At 33.4% G+C, this 20,043-nt stretch carries 10 protein-coding genes and 1 pseudogene; all 11 read right to left on the bottom strand.

Going from position 1 to position 20,043, the window contains the following annotated elements:
• Positions 1–358: 358 nt before the first annotated feature.
• The 11 genes and pseudogenes from H2O64_RS15425 to H2O64_RS24385 all read right to left on the bottom strand — a co-directional run bounded on the left by H2O64_RS15425 (position 359) and on the right by H2O64_RS24385 (position 19,984).
• Positions 359–841, bottom strand: coding sequence for a DUF6843 domain-containing protein (locus tag H2O64_RS15425; RefSeq protein WP_187563105.1), 483 nt, complete (start codon positions 839–841; stop codon positions 359–361).
• Complete coding sequence (locus tag H2O64_RS15420; protein WP_317173839.1) at positions 819–1,865, bottom strand: RHS repeat domain-containing protein; 1,047 nt, start codon at positions 1,863–1,865, stop codon at positions 819–821. Before H2O64_RS15420 ends, H2O64_RS15425 begins: the two co-directional genes overlap by 23 nt.
• Positions 1,866–2,072: 207 nt before the next feature.
• On the bottom strand, positions 2,073–2,540 hold the full coding sequence (locus H2O64_RS15415) for a hypothetical protein (RefSeq protein ID WP_187563103.1): 468 nt from the start codon (positions 2,538–2,540) through the stop codon (positions 2,073–2,075).
• A gap of 15 nt (positions 2,541–2,555) precedes the next feature.
• The gene (locus H2O64_RS15410) at positions 2,556–3,749 is read right to left on the bottom strand and encodes an RHS repeat domain-containing protein (RefSeq protein WP_317173838.1); all 1,194 of its coding nucleotides are present in this window, start codon (positions 3,747–3,749) and stop codon (positions 2,556–2,558) included.
• A 264-nt stretch (positions 3,750–4,013) separates the two neighbouring features.
• Entirely contained in the window at positions 4,014–4,679 is a 666-nt protein-coding gene (locus H2O64_RS15405) for a hypothetical protein (protein WP_187563101.1), read from the bottom strand.
• Between the two features lie 7 nt (positions 4,680–4,686).
• The gene (locus tag H2O64_RS15400) at positions 4,687–5,772 is read right to left on the bottom strand and encodes an RHS repeat domain-containing protein (RefSeq protein WP_317173837.1); all 1,086 of its coding nucleotides are present in this window, start codon (positions 5,770–5,772) and stop codon (positions 4,687–4,689) included.
• A gap of 162 nt (positions 5,773–5,934) precedes the next feature.
• Positions 5,935–6,387, bottom strand: coding sequence for a DUF6896 domain-containing protein (locus H2O64_RS15395; RefSeq protein WP_187563099.1), 453 nt, complete (start codon positions 6,385–6,387; stop codon positions 5,935–5,937).
• 4 nt (positions 6,388–6,391) lie between these two features.
• The gene (locus tag H2O64_RS24305; protein ID WP_317173836.1) at positions 6,392–7,564 is read right to left on the bottom strand and encodes an RHS repeat-associated core domain-containing protein; all 1,173 of its coding nucleotides are present in this window, start codon (positions 7,562–7,564) and stop codon (positions 6,392–6,394) included.
• A gap of 158 nt (positions 7,565–7,722) precedes the next feature.
• A pseudogene (locus tag H2O64_RS15385) lies at positions 7,723–8,282 on the bottom strand (REP-associated tyrosine transposase).
• 207 nt (positions 8,283–8,489) lie between these two features.
• Positions 8,490–8,972 carry a hypothetical protein gene (locus H2O64_RS15380; RefSeq protein WP_187563097.1) on the bottom strand — a complete coding sequence of 161 codons (483 nt, stop codon included), beginning with the start codon at positions 8,970–8,972 and terminating at the stop codon, positions 8,490–8,492.
• On the bottom strand, positions 8,972–19,984 hold the full coding sequence (locus H2O64_RS24385; protein ID WP_187563096.1) for an RHS repeat-associated core domain-containing protein: 11,013 nt from the start codon (positions 19,982–19,984) through the stop codon (positions 8,972–8,974). Before H2O64_RS24385 ends, H2O64_RS15380 begins: the two co-directional genes overlap by 1 nt.
• Positions 19,985–20,043: the final 59 nt, after the last annotated feature.

The following is a 20,043-nucleotide window of genomic DNA, read 5'->3' as shown; positions in this document are numbered from 1 at the left end:
GGTAAATATAACAAATTATATGTTCTCTTTATAAACCAAAAAACTCCCAAACCTTATGGACAGCTTGGAAGTTTTTACACTTTATTTGTTGGTGTATGTTACATTTTTTTAATTCATAGTTTTGCATTCTGAATTCATAATTTAAAGAACCTTACTCATACTGTCACTAGAAGGCACGGACTACAAGTCCGCGCTATCGGGTTTTTTACTTCATAATTTAAGAACCATACTCATGCCACCACTAGTTATAAACTAGCGGGAGCGGGGTTAAAAACCAATAATTAAATTTCACTTTAATTATTGGTCTTCAATATTTTAAAATCATGTTTTAATCCATGACCTAGTTTACTACATTACCCTATCTATTACGAAAATAATTTAAAACATTTTTATGACGATCAGAACAAATATTTTGATCACCAAACTTGCCTACTATAAAAGATCTCCATGGCTTCAAATTTTCTCCATATTCTAATGTTGATGCTACTCTAGTTGAATCTTCGATATCATTATTCCATTGATTTGATTCTATGTAATCTAGTTCTTTTAATCCTAAATCGTTTTTGTAATAGAATTTAGGTCTCAAGTTCGTTCCGTATCTTGGTTTAAACTGACTTTCTAAAATTCCATTATTAGGGATATAAAATATCCTATTACCCTGGTTGTCAAAGTCTTTTGAAGATGATTTTTTAACATCAAATACAATTAATACACATCCCTCATAATTATCAGGTAATATGTAAATATCTCTACTTGAATTTGTAAAACAACTACTCATTAATATAGCTGCAATTAAATAGAGGGAAATTGTTATTCTGTTAACCTTTCTTCTTATCTCCATTATCATTATTTTTTTTATTTTCTTTAAACTTAATTCTTACATCACTACAGTCTACTCCTGAACAGTCTGGGGTACGAAGTAATGTTTTTGCTTCTAAAAAGTTACCATTTTCATCAATATCAATTTCAAGACTATAAATATCCAACCCCAAATTTGGATCTCCCCATAGATGTAGCAAAGGACCTTCTTGTGGGCCATAAGGTGTTTCAAATCTTGCCAATGAAATTTTATTACCTGAAGGATCTTCTATAAATGACTCCGCATTTGGAAAAGCACTTCCTGAAATTATTCCACTGACATATAATTTAGTTTTATCCAGATTCGATGTTATTATTATATAATTATGTAAATCAATATCAGGGCTTTGAAAATTTGAAACTGATTCTGGAAGCAAATCTACAAACGGTATGACCGCATCATCATTACCTGATATATAAGCATGTTCACTTAAACCCCAACTAGTTTTCACGCCTTTTTGGTCAGGTTCTGAAGTAGTCTCATATATATCAAAAAGTGTAGATATTGAACCAAAATAAAAGGTGTCCCATCTTTTTGCTTGAAGATCAAAATTTGTTATCATTGATAAACGTGAGGTAGTCTGTTTATCAGTATCCATAGTAAAACCTCTATTATCTCCTTTAGCCATAAAAAGTGGTCCAAAGTATGCAAAAGGAGCAAAACATCTTGTATGAACTATATAGTTCTCTAATCCTTCCAATTCTATTGCATCAATTACTCTATTTTCAGAAAATGCGTAAGGAGAATTGTGAGGGTATTTTGGAGAAAGAGGATCAATCGCAAAGAACCTTCCTATCCTAGGATCATGCATTCTGTACTTGTAGTTATGCGAGTTTCCTTCGCCCTTTAGCTCATCGTCTTTTTCTTGTCCTTGGAAGCCGTATCTGTAACTTTCATCACTTGCATGTCGCTCTGGTAAAAGCATCCCATACGGGTAGTAATCATTATATGAAAGAACGTCTGCGAGGAAACCAGCTACTGTTTGGGTTTCTTCAAGGGCAAATATAACAAATTATATGTTTTCTTTATATACCAAAAAAACTCCCAAACCGTTAACAGCTTGGGAGTTTTTTACACTTTATTTGTTGGTGTATGTTACATTTTTTTAATTCATAATTTAAGAAACTTACTCGGTACGGCACTAGTTACAAACTAGCGCTAGCGATTACTCTATTCTAGCGCCATCAGGGGTAATTTCCTTGATATTCTTTATCTACTCCATCAAGAGGGGCTTTTCAGAATAAATTAAAATATATCCTAAGTGATCATTATAAAAAAATAATGTACCACTAAATTTTTTCCATCTATGAAAAATTAAATTATTTGAAAATAGATGTCTAATCATGAGTTTTTTTTTAGATTTTAAAACATCTTCCAATGAGAAAGAAGTATCATGTTTAAAAACATAAATTTCATTTTCTAATGATATTAATAAATCAATTAAACTTTGCAGTTTATTATTGTTAAAATTAATAGAGACTACAATTTCATTAGTATTGATAATTATGTTTTTAAACCCAAGTAGATCAATTTTTTTCTTGTCTATGATTCCTCCATAGCTACAAAGAAATATTTTCTTGTTATTAAATAAATTATTTATAACATTAATTCTTTCTTTAGATTTTATGGATTGATTTTCAGAAGAAAAATCAATTATTCTTGAATATATTTTAGACTTCATAAGTTATTCTAATTATTATTGCTTATCAGGCGTAGGTCCTATAAATTGTCTTGCGGACCTTTTCGAATTATCCATCATGGCTTTATAAACTGGATCCTTCGTAAAGTTTGCTTCACGAAATCCATTTCTTATTACGTCATTCAATCTTTGTTTTCCGACAACATCCTCTACTGCTTTCCAATCAATATGTCGTTTTCCACTAAAAATGGGTTGTTTGTTTAAAAAACTATCTTGAAAATAGTGTCCATGACGAACAGGCCATTTATTGACTCCAGGAAAATAATGAAAATCATGACCTACCATTCTACCATCATTAAAATGATTTCTTATTGAAATTCCCCTAAATCTCCAACTAGCTCCAATATAAGTATTTCCTATTTTCACACCCCTAAATCCATGAGCTTTCCAAGTATTTGCTCTCGCAAAATTAGTTATTCTAGAAACAAAATTTATTTCGCCTGTGACTGGGTTAATGAAGCTAGCACCAACATACGTAGCTTGACCGAAAGCATATGCAGTAACATATGCATCTCCACTAGTTACATGAGCTTGCCATGTATCAAAACTTTCTTTCATCTGAGAAAAAATATCAGTATAAAATGAAGTTTCTTGATTTATTTGATCTGCAACAATACTACCAAATTTTCTTGATTTTTTATCTTTCATCGCATCATAAAGATTGTCAAGTATTGAGAAATTACTAAAGAAATTTACTAAGTTTTTAACCTTAGTTTTAGCTTCATCAGGAGTAATAAACATACCCGCTTTAACATCTGGTGTCATACTTCCTAAACCATCAAAGAAATAAATCATCAATTCATCAATCACAGTTAGGTTACTATCTTTTTTATTTTTTGTTTTTTGTTTTCCTTTTTTAGGAGTTGCTTCTTCAAGTCCTTCTAATTCAACCATGTGAATAACTTTATTCCCTGAGAACTGATAAGGTGTGTAGTGAGGATATTTAGGAGCCAATGGATCAACTGCAAAAAACCTCCCAATCCTAGGATCGTGCATTCTGTACTTATAGTTCAGGCTGTTTCCTTCTCCTTTAAGTTCATCATCTTTTTCCTGTCCTTGAAAACCATAACGGTAACTTTCGTCACTTGCATGACGTTTTGGTAAAAGCATGCCATACGGGTAGTAATCATTATATGAAAGAACGTCTGCGAGGAAACCAGCTACTGTTTGGGTTTCTTCAAGGGTAAATATAACAAATTATATGTTCTCTTTATAAACCAAAAAAACTCCCAAACCTTATGGACAGCTTGGAAGTTTTTACACTTTATTTGTTTGTTTTTTTACATTTTTTAATTCATAATTTTGCATTCTGAATTCATAATTTAAAAACCTTACTCAGTACGGCACTAGTTAAAAACTAGCGCTAGCGATTACGCTATTCTAGCGCCATCTGGGGGAGCGGGGGCCATTTTAGGACACTGCCTTATATTTTAATTCATGACCTATTTTACCCCATTACCCTTTATCACTGACTATTATGTAAGTTTCATTGATATAAAAAATAGAAAGATTTTCTTTAATTTTCTTATATATCATATTTTCTTTATTGATTACTAATTCATATTGAGATTTGCATTCTGAATTAATACAATGCAATTTATAATTATTCTTACCTTTTTTTGAGCTAATTATAAATCCATAATAGGAATTTAAGAAATCGATATAAAATGTTGAATTATTGTTGTTAAATATTTCATTGCATGCCTTAAATTCTTCAAACTCTATTTTTTCAAAGATAATTTTTTTGAAATCTCTTGGAGGATCAAAACAACTTTGATTCAATTGAGATTTAGTTTTGTTATCCGTAAAAGCAGAGTTTCCTATTTTAGTATATTCTGAAATATAAAAATATAGATATTTTTTACCTTCCTTCTTAAAGGAAAGATCGCTTAAATAATCATTTATGTTATTATCAGTAATATCTATTGTATTTTCCTTTAACTTTATATTTGAATACAATTTTTCAACTATTATAATTTTATCAATCTTTCTGTTAAGATAAATTTCACCATTATCAACAGGAATCTCTTCAAAAATAAGACCTAAACCATTATTATTTTGTGAATACCCTAAAAATAGGGTTAGAAAAAATATCACACTAAATACTCTTCTTTTTAGCATATTAAAATTAATTTTTAAATTCGAACGTAGTTTTACCATCACTATTTTTTGATACATCTAACTTATCATGATTTATAGTAATTTTTAAATCAGGACGTCTCATTCCTAATTTATATAATTCTTCTTGTAATCTTTGCAAACCTTGTACCAATGCTACTCTTACTTTATATGGATCGAGGCTTCCTGAATTTACACTTGAAGTTATTATAAGTTCCTTAACTAAAGGGCTTTTATTTAAACCATCAGCCAAATTAGATAAGAATTCTTTAGCACCTAGTCCGTAGCTATTAGTATTAGGATCTCTCCATAAGAAACCTCGTCCATCCATATACGGATACATTCTACCAACAATATCATCCCCAGAAAATTCTGTGCCAGGCTGAAATACGGGATCAGGTTTTGGATTTACAATGATGGGGGTTTTTTTTCTCACAACACTAATAACAGGTTCTTCTTCTTTTATTGTTATTTCTGGTTCATAACTTGGCTTTGGTAAGGTAGCATTTTTCCAGTCTACTAGTCTCTGAATTTTAATATATCTTCTAACTCCATTAGCACTATTGAAAGGTCTTGCATAATAATCTATTCTATCAATTCTTAAAGGACCGCCTTCATAACCTTCATTTAAAACATGAGTACCAGTTTCAACTGTTTTCGTAATAATTTTGTCACCTTTTTTATATGAAACTTGAACATTACCATTAACTGTTGTTCTACCTTGATTCCAAACAAATATTTTATGAACAATTCTAACTTGATTATCTATATATTCTTCTAGTCCATCTAAATCTGTTGCCCAAATGGGTTTATTCCCTGCAAACTGATAAGGAGTATACCAAGGATAAGATTTGAATAATGGATCTTGAGACAAAAATTTACCTAATCTAGCATCATAAATTCTAAATCCATAATCATACTGAACTCCTTCTCCCTTCATTTCATTATCTTTTTCTTTACCGTTAAAGCCGTATCTGTAACTTTCGTCAGATGCATGTCTTTCTGGTAGGAGCATCCCATACGGGTAGTAATCATTATATGAAAGAACGTCTGCGAGGAAACCGTTTACTGTTTGGGTTTCTTCAAGGGTAAATATAAAGAATTATATGTTCTCTTTATAAACCAAAAAACTCCCAAATTGCTAACAGATTGGAAGTTTTTTATTTTTATTAGTTTGTGTTTTTACTCGGTACGCCACTGGTTATAAACTAGCGGGAGCGGGGGTTTAAGTCATGACCTAGTTTACTACACTACCGGCTCACGTTAATATAGAGTCATAAAGAAATTTATCTCCGAAAAGATTATATATATATGGGAAATCTAATTCAAGATGATCTTTATTAAATTGACAAACATTATAGTTCTTTTCACTTATTAAAAAATTAAATACATTTAAGATTTCATCTTCTTTTTCAAAATTGACAATACTATTATTAATCTTCCAAAATTCAATAATAAAAAAAGGATCAATAGTTATTTTTCCTCCAATCATATCGGGTAAATTAAAATCAATCTTAATTCTATCAAATTCCATGTAGCATCCAGTGCCATGAAATTGAAAATGAATCTCTTTTTTTGTATCTAAGAAACCTTCTCTTTTTTCTTGATAAAAACTATTATTATTTGAAAATTTTTCTAAATAATGAAGACCCTTATGAATATTTTTTAAGTAAGTTGATAACAGTATTTTAAATTTATTAATATTTTCCATATATTTAATTTGAACCTAAAGGTTTAACATCAGGAATATTTTTTACACTTTCAGCAATTGCTTTTAGAGCTTCCATATTACTCCATCTTCCCATTTTTCGTCCTTCAATAATTGCTTGTTGTTGAGTTAATTTAACTACTGGAATATTTTCCAACCCAAGCTGTTTGGCAGCCGCTAATCTATGATGACCATTTACTACATAATTTACACCTTTATATTCTACTATTTGTATAGGCTTCATTATATTTGTATTTTTATATTCATTCATTATATTGGCTATTTTGTTGGCAGAAAGATCACCAGATTTTACTTCCCATTTCATTAGGGATTTTACCTTAGCTAATGCGTTTTTTATTGGACCATTAACCATCATAAGAATCAGTGGTCTTTGAGTGGCGGTACTTTCAATAGTTTGTTCTGTAGCTGAAGCTAAACCTTGTGATCTACTATTAGGGCTTATTTTTTTTGGCCTAGTAGATAGTCTCTTAGCAACTATTAGTTGAAAAGAGAGATCCCAATTATCTAAAGTAGTTAAAGTATTTCCTGCATCACTTAGTTGTTCTCCTATTGGGGTACTTAAATGATAATCTATAATTCCATCTGTTCCTTTATCAATAGAGGTTAAACCACCATTTATAATATTACCGAGATTAGCATTGTTGTACTCTCCAGCGATTAAGTTTCCTGTAAAATTAATTGCATCTGAAGAAACATTATAAGCCAATATATATGTATTATTAGCAAGAAAACTAAATGTATTTAATAAAGCATTGTTAAGTCTTTGTATATTAGATTCTCCGTTTCCTTTAACAAACACAGGTCTGTTAGTCTTTTCTTTTGCTATTTGTGGAGTGAATTCTAAACCTTCTAATTCAATACCGTCTATAACTCTATTTTCACTAAATGCATAGACAGAATTATGAGGATATTTTCCTGCCAACGGATCAACAGCAAAGAACCTTCCAATTCTAGGATCGTGCATTCTATATTTATAATTCATAGAATTCCCTTCTCCTTTAAGCTCATCATCTTTTTCCTGCCCTTGGAAACCATATCTGTAACTCTCGTCACTTGCATGTCGCTCTGGTAAAAGCATCCCGTACGGGTAGTAATCATTATATGAAAGAACGTCTGCGAGGAAACCGTTTACTGTTTGGGTTTCTTCAAGGGTAAATATAACAAATTATATGTTCTCTTTATAAACACAAAAAAACTCCCAAACCTTTTGGACAGCTTGGAAGTTTTTTGTTGTATTTGCTTGTGTACTTATTTCATAAATTACACATTCTTAATACCGTTATAAAGTCACAGACCTCATTGAGCGTGTATTCTTGATTATGCTAAAAAACCAATTTCATCAATCTCTAAAATAGTGTGATCTTCTTGATAATTTCGAGCACTTGAATATTTCCAATCAATTAGATTTGTAACAAAACCACTTTCTACTGGATTATTATGTATATAGTCAATTTTTTGTTTAATAACTTTTTCACTCCATAATTCTATAGGTTTGTTATGCTGTTGCCAAAATTGATATGTACTTGTGGTTGCATTCTTTTTACCAGCTCGCTTAAACATCCATAATAGCCATTCTTTTCTGCTTTCTTGTGAATTGTTCTTTATGGATTCTATTATTTTTTTGGAAGTATGTCGTTTAAAATCTCGAATCAGTCCAGATGGATATCTTCACTAGCTGAACGAAATATAAAATGTACATGACTCGGCATGAAACAATAGCAATATAATTCCATGCCTTTTTCTTTTCTGCAATAGTTTATGCTTTCTGCTAATACATCAAAATAAACTTGTCGTGTAAAAACATCGATCCAGTTTACTGTAGCAAAACTTACAAAATATAGACCGCTTTTGTTATGGAATTTATAATTTCTGCTCATAACTCTAAAATACAAAAAGCTATACGTAATGCATAGCTTTTCGTTGTACTTATCTTTGACGCCACTAGTTTAAACTAGCGGGAGCGGGGATTGCAGCGTAGAGATTGTTATGCTCTTAAAACCAAAAAACTCCCAAGCCTTTTACAGCTTGGAAGTTTTCTAAGTTTATAATTTTATGTTTTTACTCGGTACGCCACTAGTTACAAACTAGCGGTAGCGGGGGGGTACTTTAGTTATTATCATAGACATCGTTTTGTCATAATCCATTTTTTTTATTTTAAAATGATAAACTGATTTTGATAAAATATTTATGTCATCGAAAACACTTTTGTTGACTATAATTTTCCATAAGATATAAATGTAATTACCTAATGAAAATGAAAAAATTAAAAAATCATCAGATGATGCTCCAAAACTAATTACATAATCATAAATTTGTTCATCATCTATATTTTCTGTTCTTTTCATTAATTCATCGAAAATATTATCAATTGAACTTATATTATAATTACTTAACTTTTTTGAATTTCTAATTCTTTTGAGACCGTTTACTAAATGTATTAAATGAGTTTCATCTTCAAAAGTACAAATAGGATTTTCTCCAAACCATATTCTGCCATTTCCATAAAATAAACTATCATCAGTTACTTTATATTCAAATCCAAAAACACTTTTATTACCTACAATCATTATAATTTTTTTATACTATTCGGTACATTATTAATACTAATTTTATTCTCTACTCCGCTTTGAGTTCTTCCATTTGTTGATCCATTCCAATGCCAGGTACCATTATTATCATCTTGAAACCTATGATAGACCGCTTTATTTCCACTACCTACTTTTGTCCATCTAACGTCACCTTTACCTTCTTCAGCAACACTTAAATTCCACAATTCAAGATGATTGTTTGGTAATACACTTTTTCTGTTATTATAAGGTAACCTACCTCCGCAAGGATCATGATGACCAGAATTTTCATAATTCAAAAAACGAGGAGAGTTTACAGGTGCGTTTGTAGGGTTGTCTGCTCTATTATAGGCTTCTTTTGCATACCGTTGATCTTGTTGTGAAGCATTTCCTGTTTCTATTCGCATTCTTACATCAGCACATTCCTGATCTGACAATTTTGTTGGATCATTAGTAATTCTTTGCGATCTTGTCAATGCGCTGAAAATTCTGACATATTCTTCCCAATATTCCGAATTTTTTACTACATCTGGTTCTGTAGGAATAAAAACAGAAGGGTCCATGATGTAATCATGATTAAGATTTGGGCCATGTACTGAAGACGTTGATAGTATTGCAAATATAGTATTACCAAGTCGACTCGCAACAAAGCCTAATGTCTTTTTTAGTAAAGATCTTGAAGCTTCTTTTCTGATAATAACGGCTGTTCCTTGACCTTTATAAGCTCTTGATGCTGCTTGTCGAGCAAGTTCTTTTGTATCAATAAGTTTAACTAATGGTGTAGGCTTTGTTATTGTAGTTGCAGATGTTGCTGTATTAGGAGGAGTCTCTAAACCTTCTAATTCAATAAACAAAATAACTTTATTTTCAGCAAAAGCATATGGAGAGTTCCAAGGGTAGTTGGGCTCTAATGGATCAACACTTAAGAACTTACCTAATCTAGGATCGTGCATTCTGTATTTATAATTGATAGAATTCCCTTCTCCTTTAAGTTCATCATCTTTTTCTTGACCTTGGAAGCCATATCTATAACTTTCGTCACTTGCATGTCTGTTCGGTAAAAGCATCCCATACGGGTAGTAATCATTATATGAAAGAACGTCTGCGAGGAAACCGTTTACTGTTTGGGTTTCTTCAAGGGTAAATATAAAGAATTTTTTAATATAAAATGCTTGTATAGATTCATCTCCTACATCTTCGTGCTGTTTTAGGTAACGTATTTTGTAAGTCGCCGTTTCAGGAGCCGTGAATGTAAAGAAGTTGTATCCAGATTGTGTGATGGTATTGGTGTGGTATATGTTTCCAGTGGCATCTTCTACAACTACTTTTATGTCAGCATCATAGGTGTCTTTGTTGATATCGACACTTATGATATATTCAGTGTTGGCTTGTAGGGTTTGATTGAAGAATGTTCCCGTATTGTTGAAACTTGTAGCACATTGCAAGGAATTTCCATTGTCTACGATGGCTAAGCTTACTTCATTTCCATCTGCTTGAAAACCTGTGATCCCTTCATGTATTTGAACTATTTGCGTGCCAAACGCCAAGATTTTTTTGTCAGAGATGACACTGAGTACATTTCCTAAATGATTGGACAGCTCGTATGCTTTGTCGCCAATATGATTTTCATAGTTTTGATGTGTTAGCGGTCCGTTTACCGGATTTTCATAATGTGTATTGTCTAAATGATTTGGGACACCATCATTGTCATCATCTGCTTGTCCTTCTGCGGCGGTTAGCCATTGATCATTGTCATCGTCTGTATCGAGATAGTTTGGAGTTCCGTCATTGTCCGTATCTCCCAAAAGATGTTCTCTGAATGTTGGAATGGTGTCATTGTCATCATCTACATCTAGGTAGTTTGCAATTCCGTCTGCGTCTGTATCATCATTATCTAAGTTTCCATCTGCATTGAGATCTTCCAAATAATCGTCCACACCATCACCATCGGTATCGGCATAGAAGCTATTTGGAATGATGTAATCACTTTCTGTTAAGGTTATGGTAGAAATTGATTTCATCACTTCACCTAAGTTATTTTTTAGGAAATCCGTGTCTAACATTGGGAAATTGATGACAGTAGTATCCACTCCTGAGATATCAAAATTATAGCTAAGATGCGCTACATCTAAGGTTTGTAACCCTGGATTGCGATACACAAATCCTCTGCTTTGTGTATTGATAGTGGTTACGTTTCCATTAGTTGGGGTTAGAATCACTAATTTATGTGTGTTGCTGTTTGGATCATATTCAACACCATTGATGACTGCATTTGCATTTTGACCAAAGAAATTAAAGTCAATTTTCACTCCTTTCGTCGCTAAAAAATCTGCCGTAAAATCATACGGTGTAATGTATTGTTTGCGAGTGAAATACCCAGTTCCATCATTTTTGATGTCCTCGTTTTCTTCTCGAATAGAGAATAGTAAAGCACATTTTTCCGTAGTTAGGTTTTTAATAACGTGTACTGTTGCTTCATAATATTGTTGCAAACCTCCTTCTTTTTCGTTGCTATGTCTTAGGATTAAAACGGAATTGGTTTGAACAGTCGTTGCAATTTTAAATTGCGTTTGCAAATTCATTCCATTAAACTCCGATTCGTTGCTTGAGGTAGTTGCTGGGTGATCCCAATAGAAATAAGTTTCTGGTGTTGTTCGCAATCCACTTTTGTTGAAACTTCCTAAAAAGATTGGAACTCCTGTTCCATCATTGTTTGATAGAATACCTGTTTGGAAATTTTCATCTACAATGGTTGTATTTCTGTTTTCGATTCCGAGTCTTGAGCTACCATATACATGATTTTCTTTTAAATTCATTGTTAAGTCGAACTCTTGTGAATTTTTAGAAAATTCGGCATCGTATACACCTAATACGTTTCCTTGTGCATCACGCGCATAGAATGTGGAAGCTTTGTCATTGCTATTTCCCAATTTGTATTTGGATTTTCCAATTCGGTTTCCTAATCCGTCATATTGAAACGCAATGACATCTGCGATTCCTTGCGCTTGGAATGGAAGTTTGTGTACTTCTTTTACTTTTCCATCCACTCTCCAAAAGATTTTTAATCCTTCGGTTTTGTCTTCAATGAGTTGTCCTATGTCATCGTATATGTAATTGTGATTGTTTGTATCATTCGGGTCAACGTCATAGTCGTATCCAACACTTGCCAACGTTGCTATTTGATCTTCTATATCCGCATCCGTTTCGTATTGGTTACTATTGATAATATCACTTACAATAGCTAACTTGTTTGTAGGTTTGTTATTTTCTATGATGTATTTATAATCAATATTATCCATCATTTTTAACACTCCGTTTTGCGGAACAAATCGCTGTAATGTTTGAAGGTTACCATTTCTATCAAATGTATAGGATGACGCATAACTGTTCTGTGTTTGCAATGAATTGAAAGGCTTATCCGTTACTGCCAATGAACTCATACCTTTGATACGATTTAATTGATCGTAGGTGTAGTTATTGACTTGTGTGGTTAGTATTTTTTCATTTTGATCGCGCAAGGAAGTCATCATGGTTTTGATGTTTCCGTTGTATAGATTTTTTGTGCTTGTGGCAACCGTTCCTGTATTTGATAATTTGAACACCGAACTGTTTACGGCTGTGTTTGAAGCCATATAATCTCCACTGAAATAGTGCAATGTGTATCCAAAGACATCTTTTGCCATGTGACTTCGGTTTCCTTCTCCATCATGTCCAAGATCGTTTGCCGTAGCGGCTAAACTTTCTCCATTGACGGTTTTTAACCAACCTTGAAGCGTGTACAAATAATCTGTTCCTTGTACTTTTTTGTCTCCAATTTCAACTCTCGCCAATGGACCATGTTCGTAGTATTTGTAATTGGCATCTTCTTCCCAAACATACCCATCTTTGGAAGTGTATGCTGCAACGATTCGGTTATCTGCATCATATTCATATTTGTGTATGAATTGATCTATTTTTTGCGGTTGGAATGTTACATTTTTTACATTTCCGCTGATTAAATCATATTCGTAATGCACTCGTTTTAGATGTATTTCACAATCCAATACATCAGGTTGTAGGGTGCAATCAGGAATTTTAAGTTCCGTAATGTAGGTTACTAATTCTTTTACGTTTCCATGCACATCATAGTTATAGAATAATGCATTGTCAAAATGAGGATTTTTACCTGCTTGGATTTGATCGTAATAGGTAACTGCGGTTACTCTGTTGATACTATTAAAAGCAGTAAACGAAGCTGTAAATAAGTCAGATGAGTATACAGTATTGTTAGCATCATTTTCTACAACAATTCTATCATCATACGTTGTACGCGTTACTTCTCTTTTGTTTAGTGCTGTATAGGCATCTTCAAAATTGTTTACAGGAGTTCCGTTTAAAACTAATTCTCCTTTATTGTTGATTGTATAATCGAATGCGAAATCGTTTAGTTCTATTTCGCCTGCTTCCAAAATTCTTCCGAGTCCGTCATAGCGTGTATAACTAAAATCTTTATACAGATTTTCATTTTGTTGTTTGGCATTTTGAGAAGCTATAATTCTTCCTAAATCGTCATACGCAAATACTGTGATTCCGCCATCAGGCGTTTTTTGCCATACTAATTGATTTAGTGAATTGTATTTATACTCCGTTTTTAGTTCATGCCCTGGAATAACTCCATTCCCTTGGTTCGAGTTTCTATGCGCATTAGTAATTGTTGCATCAAGATTGTTGTTTTCAATTCGTTTTACACCTTGTGGCGGCACCGTTTGAGTAAGATTTCCTGCTTGGTCATAGTAATATAATGTGTATTGGTATTCTTTGTCATCATACGTAAGCGTAAAGTTTTCTACGGCATTTTGCATTGCTTGTTGCACATAGTCTAGTTTGAATTGATGTTTGATACGCTCTATGTACGAATTGTAATTGTCCAAACCATACGCTTCTGCGATGTTAATGGCAAACTCTTGACAATCACTTAATGGATCGTTGATTTGCAGGTTTATCGTTGGAAACATTGGTTTCGGAGGGCAAGTTCTAGGATATTCTTCTAAATAGTTAATGACAAAGTCTCTCCATGTTTTATAGTCAGCATCGTCAGCTGTGAAATACCCTGACGGATTTGTGTTTGTTGTACTATACGTTTTATAAGCCTGAATTACAGTTGTATAATCGTTAAACCCATAGTTTAATGGTGTTGCACCAAATTCTGATATCGTTAAGAAATACAGATCCGTTCCATTTATGCCATTGGTTCCCGTAAAAGCTTGCAGGTATTGTATATACCCTTCTGTAATGTATTGATAATTCATGTTATCAAAATGCTCTAGGTTGTAATTGCTTGGCATATTATAATTAGCAATAGTTGCTACTGCATTAGTGTATGAATTCCACATGTCTTCTCTGTCTACAGGATCAATGGTTTGTGGAATACAGGCAATACATGGTTCGTATTCTGAGTTATTGCTTTTAATTCTGATCTCTGTTTCTGCATTTCTGAATGCAGTATATCTTCCGCCGTCAGTTCTTACCGTATCTAAATCGCAATCGAAATTTAGGGGGAATAATTGGCGAAATCCTCTATCAGGTGATTGATAGATATTACTTACCGTAACAGCATTTGTGCCAGACGGCGAATCATAAGCTATTCCATATTCTGTAGGCAAGGTATTTGAAGGTGGTCCATAAGGTTCTATCGCATTGAAAATTCCATTGTTTGCAATTCCGTTTTGCATTAATGCATCGGTAAGTTCTATAACAACATAGTAATGATCAATCGTGTTAGGATTATCAAAAAATAATTTGATCGTATTTGATAAATTAGAATTTATCGCTAGTGGAGCTGTCCATCCTACTGTTGAAAATGTAATGGTTTCATCATTATACAATAATCTAGCGTTATTGGTAAAGAAAGTTAATAACTCTGGAGTGAAATGTTGTGTTACAACTTGAGTTGTATAGAAATCACCCGTGCTTAATACATTGTTCAACAGTTGTGTCATTCCTTCATTAAAAACAGTACTGTTGTTTTCTATTTCTGCAATACAAGCTTGATTATTAGTGTCTTCATCACAAACGTCACCAATACCGTCATTATCTAAGTCTGCTTGATCAGGGTTGTAAGTATTCACACAATTATCACAACCATCACCAATACCATCGCCATCAGTGTCTAGCTGATCAGGATTTGCAAATTTGATACAGTTATCACAAGCATTTGCAATTCCGTCACCGTCGATGTCATTATCTCCAACAGCTTCTCCACATGGTGTAGTGTCACATAAATCACCAATTCCATCACCATCGGTATCTACGGATCCACAATCGATGTTATTTCCATTATCATCTCCAGCTACAATTGCACAACAATCATAGGCTAATGTTGTAATGGTGGCTTGTATTTGAAAAGGACCAACAACAGGTCGAATTTGATTGGCTTGATGTATATAAGCCCGTTTAAAAAACGAAAGTTGTATTTGAGTTTCGGTATTGAAATCAATAGCACTAAAATTCTCTAATAGGCCAAAATTTTCTACGGTGAGTAGTTCTGTTATGGTTACTGCTGTTTGCGTAGTTAAATTAAACATCTCGAAATCAATCCTGAATACTTCCGTTCCGTTGACCGTAACAGTAAAGGTATCATCGTCAATTTTATTCCATACTGCCTGATCGTTGGCATCTCCAAATAATACAGGAAGTATAGTGCCTTGATATGAAGATAAATTTGCTAGTGCAACATTTGTTGATAAGAATAGATTTTCTTCTTCCAATTCGTTTAGAAGGTTTTTAAAATCTAGTCCAAAATTATCAGCATCTTCACAGTCAAGATTTCCAATATTCATGACACCTCCATCGCCTAATTCTTCTCCAATAGTAGTGCCATCTGTTGCATAGGCAACATCTTCTTGTCCATCCACGCTGCATTCCCCAATTCTGGCAATGGTATTTCCTGAGATAATGACTTCATCGATTATTTGTGTTGTTCCTGGTGCTACTATTTTTACAGCCATATCAAATGAGAATCTTCTAGGAGAAGCATTGTCATACGTTGTATAATTGAATTGGCTAATTTCACTAATTTGCCAAGTAGTACCGTAATCACTCCAACTATAAGCAGTCGTATTGATTGTTAAATTTATAGTAGGAAATACCTGAGGTTGATTTCCAAGTCCAGCTGTAACATTGATCGTAATTGCAACGTTTTGATTTGTTGGAACAGATGTTACTGCAATGCCTGAATTTGAAACAGTATCACTAGTTGGCGTTCCTCCTAGATCATCAAACAAATCCATACTTAAGTAGTTGCCATAGAAATCTCCAATAGCTCCAAATTGTGTATTGGCTGTTGCATTACTGTCTTCAACTAAACCTTTCATAAATGTTTCAAAATCGCGCCCCATTGGACATTGACCAGATTGTACATAGTATTGATAATCGGTAAGTTGCTCTAACTGTTCTCCTGTTTCTGCGGCGCTTTGACTAGAGTCATAGTTTACATCTTCTGAAACGATGCGTTTTATTTTGTTTGCATAAAAGTTTGCATTGTCTCCGCAAATATTTCCATCAGTTCCAGCTGGTGGATTCGTAGCAAAACCTGTATAAGCTCCTAAATTTAATAATGGATCTCCTGGGTTTCCGGCATCTGGTCCAATACAGCCATTATACGCTCCTTTTGTATGGGCGTACATATTTGCCAACACACTTTTTACACGATCTCTAAAAGACATGTACATTCCTCTGTATATAGGCCACACTTCTGCTTTTTGCTCGGGACTCATGTTAGTGATATCAATAGGGCAATCTGTACTAATACTATTGCAAGCAATTGTTAAGAGTGCCGTATGAAGCATTGGCTCACCCGTTCCTTGGTAATCTATATTTACAACACTCAGCATCATATCCTTATGAAAATCAGGGTTGGTGCTACTAAATCCTATCGATGTTGGAAAATTATTGGCAAACAAAGGATCGTCAGTTACAATTTTCTCAAGTGTATTTGTGTTTAAATATTCTCCTATTGCATCTGTAACTGGTAATTCATTCAAGTAGTTTTCATAGCCGTCAATATTTACGTCAAATGTGCCATGTGAAGTTGTTGCTACTGTTGATGTCAGCACACATAATTGATTTGCAAAATGCGAATAGACGTATTCAGGGTGAAACGCTACTAATGATTCTGCCCATTGATCTTGCCAGAGGTTTTGAAAGTCTATTTCAGTTAAATTTTGAGGTTCTATGGCACCAAAACCAACATTTAAAGGATCTTCAGTTAACCCATACGTATTTCCTTCTAATGGAATTAATATTTTTATAATATCTCCATTGCTATTGTAATAATGGTAAGGATCATCACTATATTTAGGATTGAATGGTGTTTGCCATGTAAATACGGTTGGTGTTGTAGGAGCGTTTGGAAAACTTTCATAGAGTTCAGTATTGAATGAATTTTTTAAAAGGTTCGTTGAACTAAAAATGCTTAGTTCTGCTGCAATATCTACCAATTGATATTCATCATTTGCATTTAATTCACTGATTTGCATTCCGTACTGACCTACTCGTTTCATGTCATTGATAAGTGTCTGTAAGGTAACAGCACATGATATGGAATTGGTTCCTTGTGTTGCAGAACTGCTCCATGCATCGACACCAGCTTCATTGTTACATGGTGCCATACATGCTTCTACTAATAAATTATATTCTCTTTCGAATCGTGCTATGAGTGCATCTCTAGTTGGGTCATTCGTTGCTAATCCATAAATGTCTACACGAGTATGTACATAATCATCCTGATCTGTATCTCCATCACCGTCATAATCATCAGTTAAAGATTCAACACAATCAGGACAGTCTTCAAAACAACCTTCAATACTTTCTGAAATGTCAAAGTCAGCTAATTCTAAAACACAGCCTGCAGCTTGCGCTTCTTGGATGTATTGATCTACATATATGTTTAGTGCATCTTCGTTTACTTGTAATGTTTTTTGAATGGCTAAATCACCTAAAGGTGGTATTATTGAATAAGAATTGTTTTCAGGACCAGAAAAGCCGTTAATGTTTTCCGACACTAAACTATTACCACATTCATCGTTTATGTTTATTGATAAATCATAAACGAATGGAAAAGGACCTACAATACACGTATCGGTATAAGCGTTATTTATATCAATATCGTACTGAAATGTATGTTCAACTCCAGACTTTGGTACTGTTCTAAAGCCATTATATCTCAATCCATCATTAATATTGAGATTTGAGAAACGTCCCGTATTTAATAAGATGTTATTGTCAATTTCGGTATCAATATCAGTTGAAATTACTTTGTTTAGTAAATCTTCAGTAGTAGGATTGTGTAAACTATTATCTTCTTCATCTTCAAGTCCGTCTAAATTTTCAGGATTATCCGCAGCTAAAGCAGTTGCTATGGTGCGTCCTTGTGGGTCAATGTAACTCACACTTACTTGTCCGTTAGGATCAACGACTGTATTTTTTTTGTAGTAGGCATCCCATCCAATGTCGGAACCAAATAGACGGTCTAATTCTGTTTGAAAAGGTTTCCCATAAAAGTATTTCATTTCATGACCAGTACCTAATCGATGTGTAACACCAACACCGCTTTTACGTTTGATTCTTCCTGTATTGTCTGGTGTGTATTCAATTTGTGAAAAAGGGTAATTTTGAGCATCTGGAACAGCATCATGAAATTCACTAGTTCCATTATAATTTGCAGAATAGTATTTACTTGTTCCAGAGGTATTTTTCATTCCATCGGCAGGAATATCACAGTTTGCAGGATCTGTGGCATTTATTACGTCCCAATCAAAATCTAAGTGAGAGTATTTTTTACCTTCTGTATTGTTTATATTATAATTTTCATAATATTTTAATTCATTGCTTGTGGTAGGAGCTGGAAGGACTTCGATACCAGGACGACCTTGTGTATCATAAATTACTTCTCCTATAATTGCATTATCGTCGGTATTAATTTTTGTAACCGTTTGTCTATTTCTTAAAGTTCCATCAAAGTAGCTAACCACTTCTTTCTTTTTACCTTCTTCGGCATAACTTGCTTGAAATTGCCAGTTTTTGTTGTCTTCATGTCCATCAATTTCCGCATGTGTCCAATTTGCAAGTGTTGAGTTCTCAGTACCTGTTTGACTCCAAGGTCCGTAGAAATTGGTTTGATAGTCATCAGGAAAACGACCTACCGCTCTTACTCTATAAATAATAAAGCCTTTGTCATAAATTTTTGGAATTTCGTACTGCGTATTTTTTGTATTTATCCTCGTATTGTTTCTTTGAAACTCTTTTTCTGTCAACGAAATCTGATTAGGACTCACAGTAGTTGCCATACTTTCGCCATAATTATCAATCCAAGTCCATTCTACATCATAGGATAAAGCCCCATTTACAGGATTCCAAGATAATAAGTATTCACCAGTGTTTTGTGGGTTGTCACCTAATGTGCTGGTAACTGGCGCAGCACTATTTGAGATATCTTGAACTCGTATTCCATTAAATCCTAAAGTCAATTTTACATTTGCAGGTACTTCAGTAACAGTTGTATTTGTAGCTGTGTATGTAGTTGTTATATTTTCTATATAGACTTGTGCTCCATACCTATTTTGTATGCTGTGATATACTTGATCTAAACTATTTCCAATGTTTGCAAAAGGTTTATACTCCACTTTTAGTAGTTGATTGTATCCTGTGGTTTCGAAAGTTGTTCCATCAGATAAAGCAGGATGAATTCTTAGTTGCAATTCAAATACATATTCCACAAATGGAGGTGAATCATTATCTACTTGAAGTAATACATAAGCTTCAGGATTGTATATGGAACTATTTGTTGCGCTGCTGACTGATTCTACAAACGAAATATAATTATTAGGTGAATTGTCATACGCAGTTCTGATTTGTATATGCGTATAATCATCACTTTCATGAACTTTAGGGATTTCTCCTTGTGCATATCCTAAAGCAAAAGAACAAAGAGCACTTATCCATAGGATGGTTTTGAATACAGATGTTGATTTCATCACTTTCATGTGTTAATTTTTTATGTGTTGGATATCAAATGGAACTATTTTTTATCAGA

This window comes from Kordia aestuariivivens (assembly GCF_014397005.1).
In the GTDB taxonomy this organism is placed as follows: Bacteria; Bacteroidota; Bacteroidia; order Flavobacteriales; family Flavobacteriaceae; genus Kordia; species Kordia aestuariivivens.
The sequence above is the reverse complement of the archived record's forward strand: the minus strand, read 5'-3'. Positions and strand labels throughout refer to the sequence as shown.